General features: G+C 32.6%; 19 protein-coding genes. 1 reads left to right on the top strand and 18 read right to left on the bottom strand.

All coding sequences use genetic code 11. The annotated features are described in order from the left end of the window. From ACH2BG_RS06995 to hutH, 17 genes are all read right to left on the bottom strand, one after another. A partial coding sequence (locus ACH2BG_RS06995) for a GxxExxY protein (protein WP_395046993.1) occupies positions 1-173 on the bottom strand: 173 nt, incomplete at its 3' end. A gap of 100 nt (positions 174-273) precedes the next feature. Next, positions 274-723: an acyl-CoA thioesterase gene (locus ACH2BG_RS06990; RefSeq protein ID WP_395046992.1), complete on the bottom strand. Its 450-nt coding sequence runs from the start codon at positions 721-723 to the stop codon at positions 274-276. Continuing rightward, complete coding sequence (locus tag ACH2BG_RS06985) at positions 698-1,981, bottom strand: ABC transporter permease (protein ID WP_395046991.1); 1,284 nt, start codon at positions 1,979-1,981, stop codon at positions 698-700. The genes ACH2BG_RS06990 and ACH2BG_RS06985 overlap by 26 nt, the downstream gene beginning before the upstream one ends. Then, positions 1,971-2,669: an ABC transporter ATP-binding protein gene (locus ACH2BG_RS06980; protein WP_395046990.1), complete on the bottom strand. Its 699-nt coding sequence runs from the start codon at positions 2,667-2,669 to the stop codon at positions 1,971-1,973. Before ACH2BG_RS06980 ends, ACH2BG_RS06985 begins: the two co-directional genes overlap by 11 nt. Positions 2,670-2,730: 61 nt before the next feature. Further along, positions 2,731-3,729, bottom strand: a complete 999-nt coding sequence (locus ACH2BG_RS06975; RefSeq protein WP_395046989.1) for a BtrH N-terminal domain-containing protein — start codon at positions 3,727-3,729, stop codon at positions 2,731-2,733. Then, on the bottom strand, positions 3,729-4,133 hold the full coding sequence (locus ACH2BG_RS06970) for a hypothetical protein (RefSeq protein WP_395046988.1): 405 nt from the start codon (positions 4,131-4,133) through the stop codon (positions 3,729-3,731). Before ACH2BG_RS06970 ends, ACH2BG_RS06975 begins: the two co-directional genes overlap by 1 nt. 7 nt (positions 4,134-4,140) lie before the next feature. Further along, positions 4,141-4,602 (bottom strand): ABC transporter permease, encoded by a 462-nt coding sequence (locus ACH2BG_RS06965; protein ID WP_395046987.1) that lies wholly within the window; start codon positions 4,600-4,602, stop codon positions 4,141-4,143. A gap of 12 nt (positions 4,603-4,614) precedes the next feature. After that, positions 4,615-5,049 carry a hypothetical protein gene (locus tag ACH2BG_RS06960; RefSeq protein WP_395046986.1) on the bottom strand — a complete coding sequence of 145 codons (435 nt, stop codon included), beginning with the start codon at positions 5,047-5,049 and terminating at the stop codon, positions 4,615-4,617. Between the two features lie 7 nt (positions 5,050-5,056). After that, positions 5,057-6,190 carry a beta-ketoacyl-ACP synthase III gene (locus tag ACH2BG_RS06955; RefSeq protein WP_395046985.1) on the bottom strand — a complete coding sequence of 378 codons (1,134 nt, stop codon included), beginning with the start codon at positions 6,188-6,190 and terminating at the stop codon, positions 5,057-5,059. A 17-nt stretch (positions 6,191-6,207) separates the two neighbouring features. Next, entirely contained in the window at positions 6,208-7,110 is a 903-nt protein-coding gene (locus ACH2BG_RS06950; RefSeq protein WP_395046984.1) for a dialkylrecorsinol condensing enzyme DarA, read from the bottom strand. Positions 7,111-7,120: 10 nt separating this feature from the next. Beyond that, the gene (locus ACH2BG_RS06945) at positions 7,121-8,776 is read right to left on the bottom strand and encodes a phytoene desaturase family protein (RefSeq protein ID WP_395046983.1); all 1,656 of its coding nucleotides are present in this window, start codon (positions 8,774-8,776) and stop codon (positions 7,121-7,123) included. Positions 8,777-8,813: 37 nt separating this feature from the next. Next, the gene (locus tag ACH2BG_RS06940) at positions 8,814-9,695 is read right to left on the bottom strand and encodes a lipid A biosynthesis acyltransferase (protein ID WP_395046982.1); all 882 of its coding nucleotides are present in this window, start codon (positions 9,693-9,695) and stop codon (positions 8,814-8,816) included. A gap of 198 nt (positions 9,696-9,893) precedes the next feature. Next, positions 9,894-10,145 carry a phosphopantetheine-binding protein gene (locus ACH2BG_RS06935; RefSeq protein ID WP_348076611.1) on the bottom strand — a complete coding sequence of 84 codons (252 nt, stop codon included), beginning with the start codon at positions 10,143-10,145 and terminating at the stop codon, positions 9,894-9,896. After that, positions 10,138-11,373, bottom strand: a complete 1,236-nt coding sequence (locus tag ACH2BG_RS06930; RefSeq protein WP_395046981.1) for a beta-ketoacyl-[acyl-carrier-protein] synthase family protein — start codon at positions 11,371-11,373, stop codon at positions 10,138-10,140. Before ACH2BG_RS06930 ends, ACH2BG_RS06935 begins: the two co-directional genes overlap by 8 nt. A gap of 11 nt (positions 11,374-11,384) precedes the next feature. Beyond that, on the bottom strand, positions 11,385-12,116 hold the full coding sequence (gene fabG, locus ACH2BG_RS06925) for a 3-oxoacyl-ACP reductase FabG (RefSeq protein ID WP_091475240.1): 732 nt from the start codon (positions 12,114-12,116) through the stop codon (positions 11,385-11,387). Positions 12,117-12,189: 73 nt separating this feature from the next. After that, positions 12,190-13,299, bottom strand: coding sequence for a WG repeat-containing protein (locus ACH2BG_RS06920; RefSeq protein WP_395046980.1), 1,110 nt, complete (start codon positions 13,297-13,299; stop codon positions 12,190-12,192). Positions 13,300-13,338: 39 nt separating this feature from the next. Continuing rightward, on the bottom strand, positions 13,339-14,859 hold the full coding sequence (gene hutH, locus ACH2BG_RS06915) for a histidine ammonia-lyase (RefSeq protein WP_395046979.1): 1,521 nt from the start codon (positions 14,857-14,859) through the stop codon (positions 13,339-13,341). Between the two features lie 99 nt (positions 14,860-14,958). Between hutH and ACH2BG_RS06910 the strand changes: the two genes are divergently transcribed. Then, entirely contained in the window at positions 14,959-16,212 is a 1,254-nt protein-coding gene (locus ACH2BG_RS06910; protein ID WP_395046978.1) for an NAD(P)/FAD-dependent oxidoreductase, read from the top strand. Between the two features lie 56 nt (positions 16,213-16,268). Here the strand turns inward: ACH2BG_RS06910 and ACH2BG_RS06905 are convergent. Then, positions 16,269-17,293 (bottom strand): CHAT domain-containing protein (locus ACH2BG_RS06905; protein WP_395046977.1); only part of this gene is annotated, 1,025 nt, incomplete at its 5' end.

The following is a 17,293-nucleotide window of genomic DNA, read 5'->3' as shown; positions in this document are numbered from 1 at the left end:
TATATGACTGGAATTTTCATCTCTGATGAAAAATTTATTTTTCTATGTGTTAATTCTTCTTTTAAACATTGATGATAAACACTTTCAAGCAAACCTCTACCCATTATTTTATGAACTTCAATTACAGACCCAATAATCTCATAGGTAAGTTCATCTAGATATTTTTGAGTCATCACATTTTATTATATAATTACAAATCTATAATTCTATGTGATTAAAAAATAATCCTTTTTAATCACAAATTCAATCTGTGAAAATTTGCGTAATTTATATTTATTTTATTAATCCCACTTTTTTCTTCCATTCCTCATAAAAAGGTGGATTGGTTAGCATTAAATCTCCATTTTTATCTAAAAAAACCTGAACAGTTTCTCCTGTACAAGCAATTTCGTTATTGGCATCATAGATAACATACCTGTAAATCATTTTGGCAGCTGGCGTATCTACAATCGTGGTTTCTATTCGAGCTACATCTCCGTAACGCAAAGACAACTTGTGTTCACAAGTTGATTTTACGATCGGTGTTGTAAATCCGCTATCGAAAACATCTAAATAAGAAAGCCCATGGTGACGACCAAACGCTTCACGGCCGTCTTCAAAATAAGTAATATAATAGCCATGCCAAACAATTCCCAGCGGGTCAGTTTCGTTAAAACGAACTCTGATTTCGTGCGAAATAGTTAACTCCTTTGCTTCGTTAAACTGCTCTTTTTTTCTTGTCATACTGCAATGCAATGGTTGTGGTAATTATAAAAAATAAAAATAACAAACTTATTTCTGGTAGAATATCTACGATAGAACCATGGCGCAAAAGCACATCATAAAACGCATTCAATCCCCAGTTCATTGGTGATGAATGTGCTATAAGTTGCATCATTTTTGGCATAGCAAAAACAGGAACCCAAATACCACCTATTGCTGCCAAAATAATGACAGAGGTTGCACCAAAAGGAGCAGATTGTTCTTGCGTTTTGGCGATTGTCCCTAGTAATATTCCGAAGCCAATAGCTCCAAATCCTGAAAATAAGGCTACAATACTCATCAGAGATAAGTTACCATCTACATTTAATGATGGTAAACCTATGTGCGGAAATAAGAAAATCGCCACTAAAATCATCATATAGAACTGAATCATACAAATGATTAAATACGTTATTGTTTTTCCTGCAATAACAATAATATTAGAAACTGGATTGGTCCGCAAACGAACAAAAGTTCCTTGTGATTTTTCTTTTACAATATTAATAGACAACGGAATTACTATAAAAAAAATGGCGAACAAAGTCCAAGCTGGAACATTGTGTTGTACCGAATTTGGAATGATTTCTTCATTATTTACTTTTGGAACAATTTCTTTGAATGTGATAAAACTTTTCTGCTCGAAACTGGTTGTTTCTTCTCCCAATTGTGCTTGAAAAGTAGCATAAATCGATTTGGTTTCTATTTGAGAAATCATCTTATCAATAGAACTCATTACCGCATTTTTGAAACTCATTTGCACTGCCGGATCAAAATACAATTTAACTTCTTTTTGATTGACAATCTTAGTATTTTCAGCTTTTACCAAAGTATCGGTCATTCCTAAACTAGCCGTTATTTTCTCGACATTTTGATCGATTTTAGTTTGCAAATCGACACTCAGTTTTTCTGGAATAATGATGGCGAGTTGGTATTTTCCCTTAAAAACAGCTTCTTTAGCCAATGATTCTGTTAGTTGTTCGTCATTTATTTTGGAGACAACCGTAAAAATGTTGCTTTTTTGTAAATTATCGAAAACAGTTTTAGAGACATTTCCTTTGTCATTATCGACCAAAAGAATTGGAATTTTTGCGTCGCTAACCGTTTTGAAAGTGCTATCCTGAATTAAAGTAACCGTAATTATGAGTACTAATGGCATGACAAATAGAATGACAACGCCACCTAAATCTCTTTTTAGAAGTAGAAATTCCTTATAAACCGACATGAACAATTTATACATCATCTCGCAATTCTTTTCCGGTTAATGAAATAAAAACGTCTTCAAGATTTCGTGCATTTGCGGTTGAAGCAATCAAGTTATTTGGTGTTCCTTCTGCATAAATTTTTCCTCTATCGACAATAGCAATATCGGTACAAAAATCCTCAGCTTCGGACAAATGATGTGAAGTATATATTATTGTTGTTCCGTTTTTGTTGAGTTCTTTTAGGTAATCGATAATGGCATTTTTAGATTGCACATCGACACCAACTGTTGGTTCGTCTAGAAAAAGTACTTTTGGATTGTGTAAAATTCCTGCTATCAAATTAATTCGGCGTTTCATTCCGCCAGAAAAAGTTTCTATTCTTTTGTCGGCAAATTTTAATAATCCAAGAAAATCAAGACTTTCGATTACTTTTTCCTTTAGATTTTCTCCTTTCAAACCATACATACTCCCGAAATACATCAAGTTTTCCCTTGCGGTTAATGTTGGATATAATGCATATTCTTGGGGAACAACTCCAATGATTTTTTTTATTTCGTTTGCATTTTTTGCATACGTCAAGTCATCGATCGAAAAACTCCCTGAAGTGGGTTTTACTAATCCGCAAAGCATCGAAATTAATGTGGTTTTCCCAGCTCCATTTGGCCCTAATAAACCAAAAATCTGACCTTCGTATATAGAAAGCGTAAAACCGTTCAAAGAATACATTTCGGCATCTTTGTACTTTTTTGAAAGTTGGGTTATTTGAATAATTGGTCGCAAAATATTATTAGCTAACAGCTACTTTTAATTTTTTAAAAAAAACTTCTTCTTTATTCGCAATATCTAAAAGTTGATCTGCAATTGTGTTGTAAACATCGGCTTGTGTGCTTCGGTTTTTGTAAACTCTAGAAGCATTTACAGCAAAATCTCGCCATAAATCACCAATTATGGTCATTTCCTGTGACAATTCTTTTAGCTTTTCATTTTCTAAAATCACAGCTGATTCTTGAAGAAAAGCCGCATAAATGAATCTAAAACCACCGCCGCCAGTTCCTATTTCTTCTTGCATTCTAACCATTTGGGCTAGGTAATGATTTGCTTTTTTAGTTCCATGCTTTAATGGCCATTTTCTAATTCGGTTGGCTACAAATTTTATTCCTTTAACACCAATAATGGGTACAGGAGCCAACATATCTCGGCAAGTATTCTTGATACCTTTGATAATGGCACTTTTTAAATCGATAGTAGCAGGAATATGAATTGGATAATACATTTGTCCTCGTGGCGCAAAAGCTCCTTTAGCAAAACGTACTTTATTTAATTCTTGGTGCGTTAGTGTTGTTACGGTTTCCATTACTGGATCGCTGATGAGATAATCGGTTCCGGTTTTGCCATAAACGACTAAATTATGTGCATTGAAATGAAAACGATATTCGTCTGGAAAGTAAGTCAAATTATAAACGCCAACTTGTAATCCCGTAGGAATATTATTTTTTAGATTTTCGTCCAGAGCTTTTACAGCATTGGTTTCGCTAGAAAATTTTTGCCTTTTTATTTTTAACCCTAGTCGTTTTGCTAGTTTATTAAAAATTAGTCCTGGCATTGGTCTATAACTTATTGCTGGCGCATAATTTACTTTTATAAATGGCAAATAAACAAAGAAAAGCCCTGATCCAATACCAAAAACCATTGGCTCGCTAATATTCAAACCATTGTTTTTTAGCAAATTGGAAGCTACTCCATTTTCGCAATGTGCAGATTGATGATGTGTAAAATTGATTTCCATTAATCTGTTTTAAAATTTCTTAATTCCTCAACCGAAATATTGAAAGTTTCGGCATATTTCTGTAAAATCTTATCACTTAATTTGGCAAAAACTACAGGTTTAAAATGTCTTTTTACACGCCATTGCCACATTCCTACGTAACTGGAAAGCACGGAAATATCCATTTTAGAGAATTCCATAAAATAAACAATTGGACTTACTTCGCCACTTTTCACTTGTTCTTTTGCAGCAGCAATTCGTTCGTTTATTTCGTCGATAGAATTAGAAAGCGCTATCGTTTTGGGTTCCCAACCTGTACTTAAAGCGGTTGTGTAACTTCCGTTTTCATCGGTAGCGTAAACTAATTCTTTCATATTGCTTTTAGAAAGATTGCCTTTATCTTGTGGAACTTCGTCTTTTTTCATCAGCTTTCTATTGTTTTGAATGATTTTCTTGAATAAAAAGATTAATCTCTCCTTCTAAAAGTAATTCTTCGTTATTGAAAGTTTTACAACTCATTGTACATAAGCTATAATCGTCTGTTACAAATTTTGAGACTAATGTTGAAATTGTTTTGATTGTATTTCCTACTTCTGGAAGTTTATGAATTTTTAATGTTTTGATGGCACTTATAAATCCAACAACATCGACGCCAGATTTGTCTTGGTTATTTTCATCGACAAAATAATCTTTTGCAACTATTGATGAGCAAGTTTGAGCTGCATTTTCGATTAATCCAGCTTCTATAAAAGTATTGTTTTGAATAAATATATTATCGGCTTTTATTTCAAAAATGGTTTCCACTTTTTCGTCATCCATTATTAGAATCATATCAACCATTAACATTGGCGAACGATGTGGCAAATAATTTTTTATGTCTATAGTTGTATCCATTTCTTGTTGAAATTATTTGGCTAAAACCGTTTTCATTTGACCTGTGGCGATTTCGACACCATTCAATTTTGTTATGATATCAACTAAAGTTATTCCTCCAAATTCTTGAAGAATTGAAACTGTAGTTTGAATCTCGTCATCTAGTTTTGGTAATTTTTTTATCTCAATATCTTTTATCGAACCTATATAACCGGTTGGTGCAGGTTCTTTTTTCAAATAAAACTGATAACCTGTATGTAATGCAACTGATTGCGCCATGTGTTCTACTAATCCGGCTTCTACAAAATTTTCGTTATGACAAAAAATATTATCACTTTGTATTTTTAGTCCTGAAACCAAAGAAGTTTCGGTATAAGAGTACAATTTGTCGACCATGACAAAAGGGAATTTTTGTGGTAACAAATTTTCTACAAAATCTTTTTCAAAAATGGGATTTGATGTTTCCATAATATTCCTAACAAACGGTTAAATAAGCATATGCATATGAGAATCGTCCACTTTCTGGTACAGATAAAAGGATTTTGTCTCCTTTTTTAAGTTTTCCAGAATCCATGAGTTCATTTAATGCTAAATATATCGAAGCAGAACCAACGTTTCCAACTTGTGCAAGGTTCATAAACCATTTTTCGTTTGGGATAATCATTCCGTTTTCGGCGAAAGATTGTTTTAATCCTTCGACAAAATAATGAGAAGAGACATGAGGCAAGAAATAATCTATTTGATCTGCTGAAACCTTGTTTTTATCCAACGCTTCTTTCATGCTTTGCGCTCCTTTTATTAAAATATTTTTGTCTAATAATTTCACATCTTGTTTGATAGAAAATATAGATTCGTTAAGCCATTCGTCTGGTTGGTAATCGCTCCAAGATTTTAACTCTCCGTTTTCTAATTTATCACCGCCTGCGTACATACAAGCTTCAAGTTCGTGGGCGTAAGAGAAGGCTTCCATCCACTCTATTTTGAGTGAAATTTCGCCTTTTGGTTCATTTTCTAACAAGAAAGCCGCTGCTCCGTCGGATAGCATCCAACGTAAAAAATCTTTTTTGAAAGCAACTATTGGTTGCTCTTCTAAGTGTTTTAAATTGACAACTTCTTGTTCGTATTTTTCAGATTTCATCCAAGTAGATACTTTTTCTGAACCTGTACAAACTGCATTTTTTGTGTTTCCTGATTTTACCGAAAGGTAACCGAATTTTAATGAATTCATTCCCGCACAACAAACTCCTGTAGAGGAATTTAGCTCGACCGATTTATTTTTTAGCAATCCGTGAACCATAGCGGCGTGAGATGGCAAAAAAACATCTGGTGTAGAAGTACCACATGACAACAATTGCATATCCTGAGCTGTAAAACTTTCGTCAAACAATTCATTTATGGCATTTTTTGTTAGTTCGGCATTACTGTGTGTGCTATTTCCATGTTTGTCTATAGCATAATAACGATTCACAATTTTGTTGTTACGTAAAATTATTCTTCTTGCTTTAGATGTTGCTTCATTTATAAGTCCCAAATAATTTTCCATCTCATCGTTTGAGATAGCTTGATTTGGCAAATATTTTCCGGATTTTGTTATGTAAACATCAAACATAATATTGTAATTGTATTTTAAACGCCTTGATAATAAGCTTTTTCTCTTCTAATTTTGTTAATGAAAAAAGGATATGAAAAAATGTGCAAGATATACACAATTGGTGAGATTAACCAGATTGCAAGCCATAAATAGATATTAAATATTTTAAGCAATGTTTTTCTTGATTGTTTTTTATTATTGATAATATTAGACCATTTATTAAAGATTTTGTTAGCCGTTTTGTCAACTTTGACTAAATAGGAACTTATTTTTACGGCATTATTTTCTAATAATTGGGTTTGAAGTTGATCGAAATTATTATTTTGAAGATTTTTGTTAATTATTTCTCCAAATTTTGATGATTCAACTATGTCTTTTTCAGAAACTCCTGGTAAAGGAAAAATTCCTAAATATTTCTTTTTTACTCCAGAAAACATCCATTCTACGATAGTGACAACACTTATTAAGTTACCAACTCTATCTACTAAAGCTACATTTCCTTTAAGTTGTGCGTTATTGTTTTTTAATAAAACTTTAATTTTTTCTTGTGCCATAACCCACATATTTCGAGAACCACTGATGGTTACGACTGGTGTATTATTGAAAAGTATTTTGGCTTCCGGGCTTTTTAGAAATGAATTGATTGGAATAGATGGCGACAAGTACCAAACTTGGTAATGCAAAAGGATTAAATCAAATTTTTGGTTTAATATTTCGGCAGGGACGGGTTTTAGCTCTGTTGGAATTTGTAGGAAAGATTCTGGAAAAGCATCGAAAAACGCCTCTTTATTCCATGGAAATGGAAAAGGTTTTTCTAACTGAATTTCATGAAATACAACATTATTTTCTTCAGAATTCGATAATGGTTTTGCAATATTTCTTGCTATTGATTCTAATTGCCCTGATTGGGAATAGTATATGACGAGAACATTTTTCATTTTCTATTTTTTAAGCATTCACAATTTCCTTAAACGTCCTAACTTTATCCGAACGTTTTACATTTATCCATTCTGGCCAAGTTGTTTTGTCTTCGGCATCGTAAATTCTTAATTTCTGGTTTGCATCTTCTATGAGCAAATCATCTTTTGTACACTTAAGAATTCGTGCTGCAGTTTCTATTCCTGAATAGGTTGCTCCGGTTACTCCGTGGGACAATGTACTTGATCCGCAAAGGTATAAATTATCTATTTCGGTTTTAAATTTATAAACAAAAGGTCCTACTTGATTTAGGGTTTTTTCGGTTCCGTATACGTTTCCTCGTGTTGAATTTATATAAAATTGATTCGTTTTAGGTGTTCCAAGTTCAACTTGAGCAACGTGTTGTTTTGCATTTGGAATCATTTTTTCGATGCTATTCATGAATTTCTCGATGATTCGTTCTTTAAATTTTTGATATTCTGGACAATGATAGTCATCCATACCTTCAAATTGTTTAAAGCTGTCATAATCTACATAAGTAACTGCTTCAAAATTATAATATCGCCCGTTGAAACTTGTAGGATCTTTTAACGTAGAACAACTAAAGAAAAGTGCAGGAAATTCGTCACCTGAAAGAATATCACCTTTTGTTAATGTTTCAAAATGTTGGTCTATATTTTCGTCTTGAAACCTCCAAATATTCCCAGAATCGATACCTGCTTTGGTCACATCCATATCTAAAGTCAGAAAAAGAATTAATGAGGTAACAGAATATTTAGTTTTACTCAGTTTTTTATTTAATTTTTTACTGATATTTTCTTCTCCAATTAGTTTAAGATATGTTATTGATGGGTCCGCATTTGAGACTACATTTTTAGCAAAAATTTGATTTCCATCTGCCAATTCAACTCCGAATGCTTTGCTGTTCTTTACTAAAATTTTAGAAACTGATTGCTGTGTTCTTACTAAACCGCCGTAACTTTTTATTTTGCTTGTCATGGCTTTTACAATGCCGCCACCGCCACCCATAGGATAAAAACCGCCTTCAAGATAATGGTTCATCGCAGAACAATGTACAGGAAAACTAGCTCTGTTAGGTGGTAAACCATGATCACCACATTGTGAGTTGAGTACTGCTTTTAGCATGGGATCTTTTATATGCCAATCGATAACTCTTTTTAGGGTAAATAATGCAAATTTTCCGAAATGCTTGGTTCTAAACGGCACTGTTATGTTTTGCCAAAACCCTTTTAATGTTGGTATTAATTGTAGTTCTTGATTAACTTTTACAATTAAATGAAGGTATTCTTTTATATTTTTCTCTTCTTTTGGAAATTGTTTAATAAGACTTGCCTCTAAATTTTTTGTACCTGCGGGTAGATCAAATTTTTTATCATTAATAATACAATGATCATAACCGTTTTTGTTCATTCTAAAGAAAACAAGATCATTTGCAATTCCTAATCCTTTGTATAAGTCATTTGTTGTGTGACCTTCGTCGACCAAGCCCATATAATGAACTCCTGGGCTAAATCGTTGTCCGTTTATAGTAAAACTATGACTCCATCCTCCTGGCACATAATGTTGTTCTAGCACCAAAACTTTTTGTCCTGCTCTTGCCAAACAAAGCGCTGTTGCTAATCCTCCCGCTCCAGAACCTATTATAATTGTATCAAATTCTTCCATAATATGTTTTGAAGTTTTTTAAAGTAACCTTTTTATTCTATTTTTCTAATCGAGTCCAAAAATCGAAATAATTAAACCATTGCAATGGATATTCTTTTAGCATCGATTCGAGGCTTTGTGTATATTCTTTTAGTAATGCTTTTTCGTTGCGATGATTTACCTGAGCTTCTCTAGTATATAGATGGTAATGCAGATTTTTTTCTTTCATTACATAAACAAAAACCACTGGAACTTTTAGTCTTGAGGCAATAAGAAATGGTCCTGCAGGAAATTTTGCTTCCTGTCCTAATAATTCTTCCGATAATGATTTTACGCCTTCAAAATACCTATCTCCGGTAAAACATATCAATTCATTTCTTGTTAAAGCGGCATTTATCTCGAAAATATGAGATAAATCATCTTTTATCAGAATTAATTTAATGCTGGATTTTTTCGAAATTTTTTCGAGATAATTTTTTATTGCAGAATGCTCTAAGTCTGTAGTGACAAGGTTTATTTGAAAATCGACATCTATTTCGCTAAAAAAATGTTCTGCTATTTCGAAGTTTCCTATGTGCGCGCTAATAAGGACGCCACCTTTTTTTTCTTCTAATAATTTTTTTAATATTTCTACGCCATCAAATTCATAAGTAAATCTGTTTTGCATTCCTGCCGAAATAGAAACTTTGTCGAGAATGGTTTGTCCAAAAGTATAATAACTCATGAAAACCATTTTTTTTGATTTGAAATAAGAATAACCTAATCTTTCTTTGAAGTAATAAAAAATAGCTCGGTTGCTTTTTTTGAGAAAAATAAAATAATAAGCCGCTACAAAATAAAGAATAAAATAGGCGGACTTAATTCCTGCTTTTTTTATAAAAAAAACAAAAATCTTATAGCCTAAGACTGTTCCTCTAGATTTTCCATCCCATTGAGCCATTTTTAGATTTTTAGATTTTTAGACCTTTTAGACAGTTAGATTTTTGGGCTTTTTGATTGTTAGACCTTTTATATTTTTATGGTTAAAAATATAAAAAACACTAAACTCTATTTTAGATAGTTAGACTTCTTAAATTATTAAATTTATACATCTAATAATCTAAGAAGTCCAAAAATCTAACTGTCTAAGAAGTCTAAATTACGCTTTAAGCTTAATTTTGTTTTCGATTAAGTCATAAAAACTTTGAAAAGAAGCTATTCCTACAAAATCTACTTCAACTAATTTTACACCAAAATTAGATTCGACAGAAACTACCAAATCTACATAATCTAAACTATCTAACCCTAAAGTATCTTTTAGATTAGCTTCTGGCTGAATGTCATCTTGATCTACTTCGAACTCATCAACCAAAAAATCATTTATTTTTTTTACTATTTCTTCTTTATTCATCACCCTTTTTAAACTTTTTTATAACTAATGCAGAATTTGTTCCTCCGAAACCGAAAGAATTCGACAAAAATATATCAATTTTTTTATTTAATGTGGTTTTCACTAAATTTAATTTCATTGCATCTTCATCTGGATTCTCTAAATTGATGTTTGGCGCAATAAAATCGTTTTGCATCATGAGTATCGAATAAATGACTTCGCTTGCTCCTGCCATCCAACATTCGTGACCTGTCATCGATTTTGTTGAACTTACATAAGGATTGCTTTCGCCAAAAACTTCTAATATGGCTTTGGCTTCGTTTCCATCTCCAACTGGTGTTGATGTTGCGTGCGCATTGATATAATCTATTTCGCTAGCTTTCACATTTGCTTCATCGAGCGCTCTTTGCATGGCTGTGGCCGGTCCTTCGACATTTGGAGTAGAAATGTGTCCTCCATTTGATGAAAATCCGTAACCAATTACTTCCGCAATAATATTTGCACCTCGTTTTATTGCCGATTCGTAACTTTCTAAAATTAAAGTTGCACCTCCGCCACTTGGCACTAATCCGTCTCGAGAAGCGTCGAAAGGTCTTGAAGCTTTAGCTGGTTCGTCTTGTCTTGGTGAGAAAACACCCAAACCATCGAAACTGCTCATTGCATATTTGTTTATTTCTTGTGCGCCTCCGCAAATAATCATATCTTGAAATCCGCTTTTTATCAGAAAATAAGCTAGTCCTATTGAATGTGAACCACTTGCGCAAGCTGCACTAATAGTTAAGTTTATCCCTCTCAATTTGAAAATAGTAGAAAGATTCATGGTTACGGTCGAATTCATTGATTTGAAAATCGCACCAGAACCTATGAGTGAAGTGTCTTTTTTTTCACGAATTACGTCGGTAGCTTCAATTATTGCTTTAGAAACGCTGTCGTTTCCGTACATAATTCCTACTTCATTGTCATCAAAAAAAGCATCATCTATATTGGCATTTTTCAACGCTTCGATAGTTGCCATATAGGCATATTCTGTTTCTTCCCCAAGACTTATTCTTTGTCTTCGAGAAAGCAAATTTTTTAATTCTGGTTTGGGAACCATTCCTGTTAATGAAGATTGGAAACCAAATTCTTCACGTTCTGGATCGATAACAATTCCTGATTTACCTTCGTATAATGAATTTTTAACCTCGTCTAATGAAGTTCCTATACAGGAGTAAATTCCCATTCCGGTAATGACAACTCTTTTATTCATTATGTAGTTTTTTAAGAATAAATTCCTCCATTTATATTAATAACTTCTCCTGTAATATAACTTGATTTTCTTGACACTAGAAAACTCACTAAATCGGCTACTTCTTCGGCTTCTCCGAAACGATTTGCAGGAACCATTTTTATGAGTTCTTTTTCGTCCAAATCACTAGTCATGTCTGTTCTTATAAATCCTGGCGCTACGGCATTTACAGTAATATTTCGCTTTGCCACTTCTTGTGCTAATGCTTTTGTAGCCGCAACAACAGCTCCTTTTGCAGCAGAATAATTGGTTTGTCCCGGTGTTCCTTTTACGCCCGAAACAGATACCATATTTACTATTCGTCCATATTTGTTACGCAACATTTTTTGGATAAAAAAATTGGTTACATTAAAAAATCCGTTCAAACTTGTATTTACAACACTGGTCCAATCCTCAGGTGTCATCCACATGAATAGTCCATCTTTTGCAATTCCAGCATTGTTAACAATCGCTTCAACAATGGCGTTTGGATTTGCATCTTGCCATTGTGTCAATACATTTTTTACTTCTTCAAAATCGGCAACATTAAATTGAATTATTTCACCTGTTGCTCCCAATTGTTTTACTTCTTCCAAAGTTTTTTCGGCAGCAGCCTTATTCGATTGGTAATTGATAAGAATATGATAATCGGAATCCGTAGCTAATTTTTTGCAGATTTCATTTCCTATTCCTCTTGAACCTCCTGTTACTAAAGCACATTTCATACTTAATATTATTTTGAATGATAAATTTTAAATTATAACTTTTTATAAAATCACTTAAATTTAAAATTATAAATTATTTTTTAAAAGGTTCCGCACTATCAAACCATTTGTTCCCTAATACGCTTCCATCAGGTTTTATAAATCCAAATTTCTTTTTGCTAATTACTCTTGCTAATCCGTTTACAAATCCTTTTTCGTCGTCTTTAAACACAGCAAAAAGACCTACTGTAATACCGTATTGACAAGGAACAACTAATTTTCCTGTTTCATTAATAAACCCCCATTCTTTGTCTTTTACAGGTGCAAAACCATCAATACTAAAAATTTCGGCATCATTATATACTGGCTCTACCACAAAAGCTCCTTTTGTGTTAATATAACCCCATTTTTTACCTATTTGAACTGGTGCTAAATTTTTTACGAATGCTCTCGCTTTGTCAAATTTAGGTTCGATAACCCAATTTCCTTTTAAGTCTATAAATCCTATTTTTTCGTTTTTCTTGGCATACGTTAAATCTTGTGCTAAGAAATCCCAAATTTTATCAACGCCATCAATAACTTTGAACTTCCCTGCAATTACTAAACCAAAAGAAGTTCCGTTTTTTGCCCAAGTTGTATTTTTGTAATAATCTCCTATTTCGTCATATATTACCTCAACGACTACTTTTCCTGTTTTGTCTATAATTCCCCAACGGTCATTATTTCTCACTCTTGCAAATCCGTTTTGGAAAGATTTTATAACATCATATTTTGGTTCTAGGATTACTGCCATTTTTGCATTAATTAATCCTGTTTTGTCTCCTTGTTTTATAAATGCAATTCCGTCTTCAAAATCATATACTTTATCGGAAGTTGGCGATTTTTGTTCTTCTCCTTTTTTGTTTATATAAAACCATTTTTTGTCTTTAGCAACCACACAATATCCATTGTTGAAGTATTTTGCATCATCAAAAGTTGGCTGAATTACCCATTCGCCTTTGGTGTTTATAAAACCCCATTTTTTATTATCTTCGGCAGCAGCCAATCCTTCTGAGAAATTTTTAGCTACTTTAAATTTAGGTTGAATAGCAAATTCGCCTGTTTTAGAAATATATCCAAACTTACCTTCTTGCCTTACTAATGCCAGCTCTTGAGCGTTTGCAAACTGCATCATTAAAACTAAAAAAAACACTGCTTTTTTCATAATTTATATAATTTTGAGTGAAACCTAAGTACTAATATATTAATTATTTATCAAATAGTCTTTTACGTTTTGCACAAAAGGATACATCACTTGGTCTTGGCTAAACGTCGGGATTATTTTGCGAACTTCGTCGTACATTTTTTTAGTTACCGATGAAATAGCGTCTTTTTGCTCTAAATAATCGATGGCTTGTACGATGGTAATTAGTTCGATTGCTAGAACTTCGAAAGAATTTTCGATTACTTTACTTGTAATTACAGCAGCATTTGTTCCCATACTTACAATGTCTTGGTTGTCATTATTATTAGGAATACTGTGAATATACATTGGATTAGATAGCATTTGGTTTTCGGCAGTTGTTGATGTTGCTGTAAACTGAACGCCTTGCATCCCGAAATTAAAACCTAAGGTTCCCAAATTTACAAATGGAGGAAGGATTTCGTTAATTTTCGAATTCAACAAATAATTTAATTGTCGTTCTGCAAGCATTGTTAATTTTGTGATAACAACTTTTAGTTTATCCATTTCGAGAGAAATATAATCTCCATGAAAATTACCCCCATGATAAACATGTTGGTTTTTTACATCGATAATTGGATTGTCATTTGCAGAATTAAACTCATCTTCCAGAATTGACGCTACATTGTTTATGGTTTCTAAAACTGGTCCTAAAATTTGTGGTACGCAACGCAAAGAATAGTATTCTTGTACTTTTTCTTTAAATACATCTTCGGTATTTTCTCCAGTATATAAATGATCTTCTCTTTTTCTGATTAATGTGCTATCAGATAAGTTTTCTCTCATTCTTTTGGCAACTTCACGTTGTCCTTTATGGCGTTTTGTGTTATTTAATTCTGCCGAAAAATGATCGTCGTAAGCTTGAACAATTTCATTTATTGCACAAGAAAATTTAAGCGACCAATCTAATAATTTATTAGCATTATGCACATTTACAACACCAATTCCTGTCATTACAGAAGTTCCGTTCATTAATGCCAAACCTTCTCTAATTTCGACTTGAATAGGTTTAAGATTTTCTAATTCAAAAACTTCTTGCGTTGGTCTTCTTTGTCCTTTATAAAAAACTTCTCCTTCACCAATAAGCACCAATGCTAAATGCGCTAATTGTACTAAATCTCCGCTGGCACCAACGCCACCGTGTTCAAAAATTAGCGGTGTAATATCTTTATTTATTAATTCCTTCATTAAATGAATTAACGACGGATGAACTCCAGAATTTCCTAACGAAAGTGTATTTAATCTTGCTAAAATTGCAGCTTTTACACAAAGTGGATTCAATGGTTTTCCAGTTCCAGATGAATGACTTCTAATCAAATTATATTGTAATTGAAGCCTGTCTTCGTCTTTTATACGGTATTGTGCCATAGGTCCGAAACCTGTATTCACACCATAAATCACTTTATTTTCTGAAAATTCTTTAAGAAATTCGAAACTTTTATTTACCCTGTCTAAAACGACATCGCTTATCTCGACTTTATTATTATCGAAAACTATCGCTTCAAATTCTTTTAAGCTTAAAAACTCATTAATCGTATTCATTTAAACCCTTTTTATTTTAGTAAATTAATTTTTTATTGAAATTAATGTTATTAACTTTGAAGCTGCAAATATAGTGTAATAATCAGTAATATTTTGAATATGTTAAAGGAGTTTGTCGATGTTTTGGTAATTGGCGCTGGCCCGTCGGGATGTGTTTCGGCATCTCACCTTCATAATAATGGCATTAAGGTAAAAGTTGTCGAAAAAACAAAATTCCCAAGAATTGTAGTTGGAGAGAGTTTAATTCCTCGCGTTATGGATCATTTTGCAGAAGCAGGATTGTTCGAATCTTTAGACGCAATGAATTTTGAAAAAAAATTAGGCGCCCGTTTTATACGTGGTCAAGAAATATGTGTATTCGATTTTAGTGATAAATATGGCGAAGGTTGGGATTGGACTTGGCAAGTACCAAGAGCTGATTTCGACAACACTATGGCGCAAGAAGTAATACGCAAAGGAATCGATTTAGAGTTTGAAAGCGAAGTAATATCGGTAACTTTTGAAGGAAAAAACTCAATCACTGTTGTAAAAGACAAAGACGGAATTGAAAAAGAAATTCACGCTAAATTTATCATAGATTCTAGCGGTTACGGAAGGGTTTTGCCAAGATTATTGGATTTAGACACCCCGTCAAAGTTAGACCCACATTCGGCAATATTCACTCACGTTGTAGATGTAAATAGACCCGAAGGCGAGGAAGGAACTTTAATATCTTTCGATATTCTTGAAACCGAAGTTTGGCTATGGGTTATTCCTTTTTCTAACGGAAATACAAGTTTAGGAGTGGTTGGCCCAACGGATTTTATCAATTCTTTATCTAAAGACAATAATAAAGTTGAAGCTCTAAACAATGCCATTAATATGTCTGATTATTATATCAAACGTTTTGGTGGTGTCGAATTTGCTTTCGAACCTGTAAAATTAGAAAACTATTCTCGTTCTGTAAAAAGTATGTACGGCGATGGTTTTGCATTAACAGGAAACAGCTCTGAATTTTTAGATCCTGTTTTTTCTTCGGGCGTAGCTTTTGCTACCGAGTCTGGAATGCTTGCTGCTAAATTATTTATTAAAGAATCACAAGGAATTATTGTAAACTGGGAAACCGAATTTACAGGATATATGCGTCGTGGTATTGGCGTTTTTACTACTTATGTAAAAGAATGGTACACTGGAAACTTACAAACTTTATTTTTTCATCAACCAGAAAATCCAGATGTAAAACGTAAAATTTGTGCGGTTCTTGCTGGTTATGTTTGGGACGAAACTAATCCGTTTGTAAAAAAACACGATAATTTGGTGAAAAATATGGCTCATATCATAAATAGTGAAAAAGAATTGGTAGAAAAAAAATAGAAGTCACTATCATCTTAAATTAGACAAAACAGTAGCGTTAAATTAGTTTTTTAACGCTACTGTTTTTTTTTGTAAAAAACCCAGAATAAGAAAACCATCAATATTCCAATGGTTGAAATCCAAAGCCAATGGTTTGTTGTATTTTTATTTTCTAAAGTACCATAATATATCATCGCACTCCAATAATAAGGAGATTTTTTCGCGTTTGAAATAGATTCGTCATTCAGGAAATCTAATTTTGCTTGATGATTAGATTCGAAATAAGAGTTCCCTTTTTTAATATTTTTATAAAATTTATCCATAAAAAGGGAAGTTGTATAATCATTTACTTTCCACAGGGAAAATAATATATTTTGCGCTCCAGCAAACTGGAAACCTCTTGCGATACTCATCGCGCCTTCGGATTTGTATAATTTTCCTAAACCAGTTTCGCAAGCACTAAGAACAACCAAGTTAGGCTTAACATTCAAATTATATAGTTCAGAATACAATATTTCTTGATCATAAAATCGAATGCTTGCAGGCTCATCAACATTACCAGATGATGCATGTGTAGAAAGATGAAGGATTGAAAAATTTGAAGCATTAGCCTTAAAATTCTTAAATGTAGCTTGGCTTTTTTTTAAATATTTGCCTTCAAAACCTGCTTTTAGATTTTCTAATTCTTTTTTGGAAAAAGCCAACTCTAAATTTGAGTTTTCAAAAATCGGAAAAACGCCTAAAATATTTTCTTTTGGATATTGAAATGGTTTTTCATCTAAATAAAATGAAACTGAATTATTATATCCTATATGAAAATCATGAAGTAAATAATGCATCTTGGCAAAATTTGTGGTGTTACTTTTTTCTGTTACTAATGCTTCAAAAGGAAGGAAATTCAGAATGCCGTCAGGAATAATTATTAGATTCTTATTTGTTGATTTTTGTGGCAATTTCAAATATTTACAAACCTGATTGCCTAAACTATTATAACCACTAACATTATTTGTTATTGCATTTGCATCACTAAAATAATTAACAAACCCTCGAATCATAGAATTATGTTGGTTTGCATTTTCGAGTTTTTGAAGTTTTATTTTAT

Source organism: Flavobacterium sp. (genome assembly GCF_043779715.1).
In the GTDB taxonomy this organism is placed as follows: Bacteria; Bacteroidota; Bacteroidia; order Flavobacteriales; family Flavobacteriaceae; genus Flavobacterium.
Note: the sequence above shows the minus strand (reverse complement) of the source record. Positions and strands in the feature narration are given on the sequence as shown.

Coding starts and splice junctions, on each gene's coding strand:
- ACH2BG_RS06970 (WP_395046988.1), bottom strand. CDS start 4,133: ATGAAAAAAGACGAAGTTCCACAAGATAAAGGCAATCTTTCTAAAAGC.
- ACH2BG_RS06975 (WP_395046989.1), bottom strand. CDS start 3,729: ATGGAAATCAATTTTACACATCATCAATCTGCACATTGCGAAAATGGA.
- ACH2BG_RS06960 (WP_395046986.1), bottom strand. CDS start 5,049: ATGGAAACATCAAATCCCATTTTTGAAAAAGATTTTGTAGAAAATTTG.
- ACH2BG_RS06985 (WP_395046991.1), bottom strand. CDS start 1,981: ATGATGTATAAATTGTTCATGTCGGTTTATAAGGAATTTCTACTTCTA.
- ACH2BG_RS06965 (WP_395046987.1), bottom strand. CDS start 4,602: ATGGATACAACTATAGACATAAAAAATTATTTGCCACATCGTTCGCCA.
- ACH2BG_RS06980 (WP_395046990.1), bottom strand. CDS start 2,669: ATGTATTCTTTGAACGGTTTTACGCTTTCTATATACGAAGGTCAGATT.
- ACH2BG_RS06910 (WP_395046978.1), top strand. CDS start 14,959: ATGTTAAAGGAGTTTGTCGATGTTTTGGTAATTGGCGCTGGCCCGTCG.
- fabG (WP_091475240.1), bottom strand. CDS start 12,116: ATGAAATGTGCTTTAGTAACAGGAGGTTCAAGAGGAATAGGAAATGAA.
- ACH2BG_RS06990 (WP_395046992.1), bottom strand. CDS start 723: ATGACAAGAAAAAAAGAGCAGTTTAACGAAGCAAAGGAGTTAACTATT.
- hutH (WP_395046979.1), bottom strand. CDS start 14,859: ATGAATACGATTAATGAGTTTTTAAGCTTAAAAGAATTTGAAGCGATA.
- ACH2BG_RS06950 (WP_395046984.1), bottom strand. CDS start 7,110: ATGAAAAATGTTCTCGTCATATACTATTCCCAATCAGGGCAATTAGAA.
- ACH2BG_RS06930 (WP_395046981.1), bottom strand. CDS start 11,373: ATGAATAAAAGAGTTGTCATTACCGGAATGGGAATTTACTCCTGTATA.
- ACH2BG_RS06920 (WP_395046980.1), bottom strand. CDS start 13,299: ATGAAAAAAGCAGTGTTTTTTTTAGTTTTAATGATGCAGTTTGCAAAC.
- ACH2BG_RS06945 (WP_395046983.1), bottom strand. CDS start 8,776: ATGGAAGAATTTGATACAATTATAATAGGTTCTGGAGCGGGAGGATTA.
- ACH2BG_RS06955 (WP_395046985.1), bottom strand. CDS start 6,190: ATGTTTGATGTTTACATAACAAAATCCGGAAAATATTTGCCAAATCAA.
- ACH2BG_RS06940 (WP_395046982.1), bottom strand. CDS start 9,695: ATGGCTCAATGGGATGGAAAATCTAGAGGAACAGTCTTAGGCTATAAG.
- ACH2BG_RS06935 (WP_348076611.1), bottom strand. CDS start 10,145: ATGAATAAAGAAGAAATAGTAAAAAAAATAAATGATTTTTTGGTTGAT.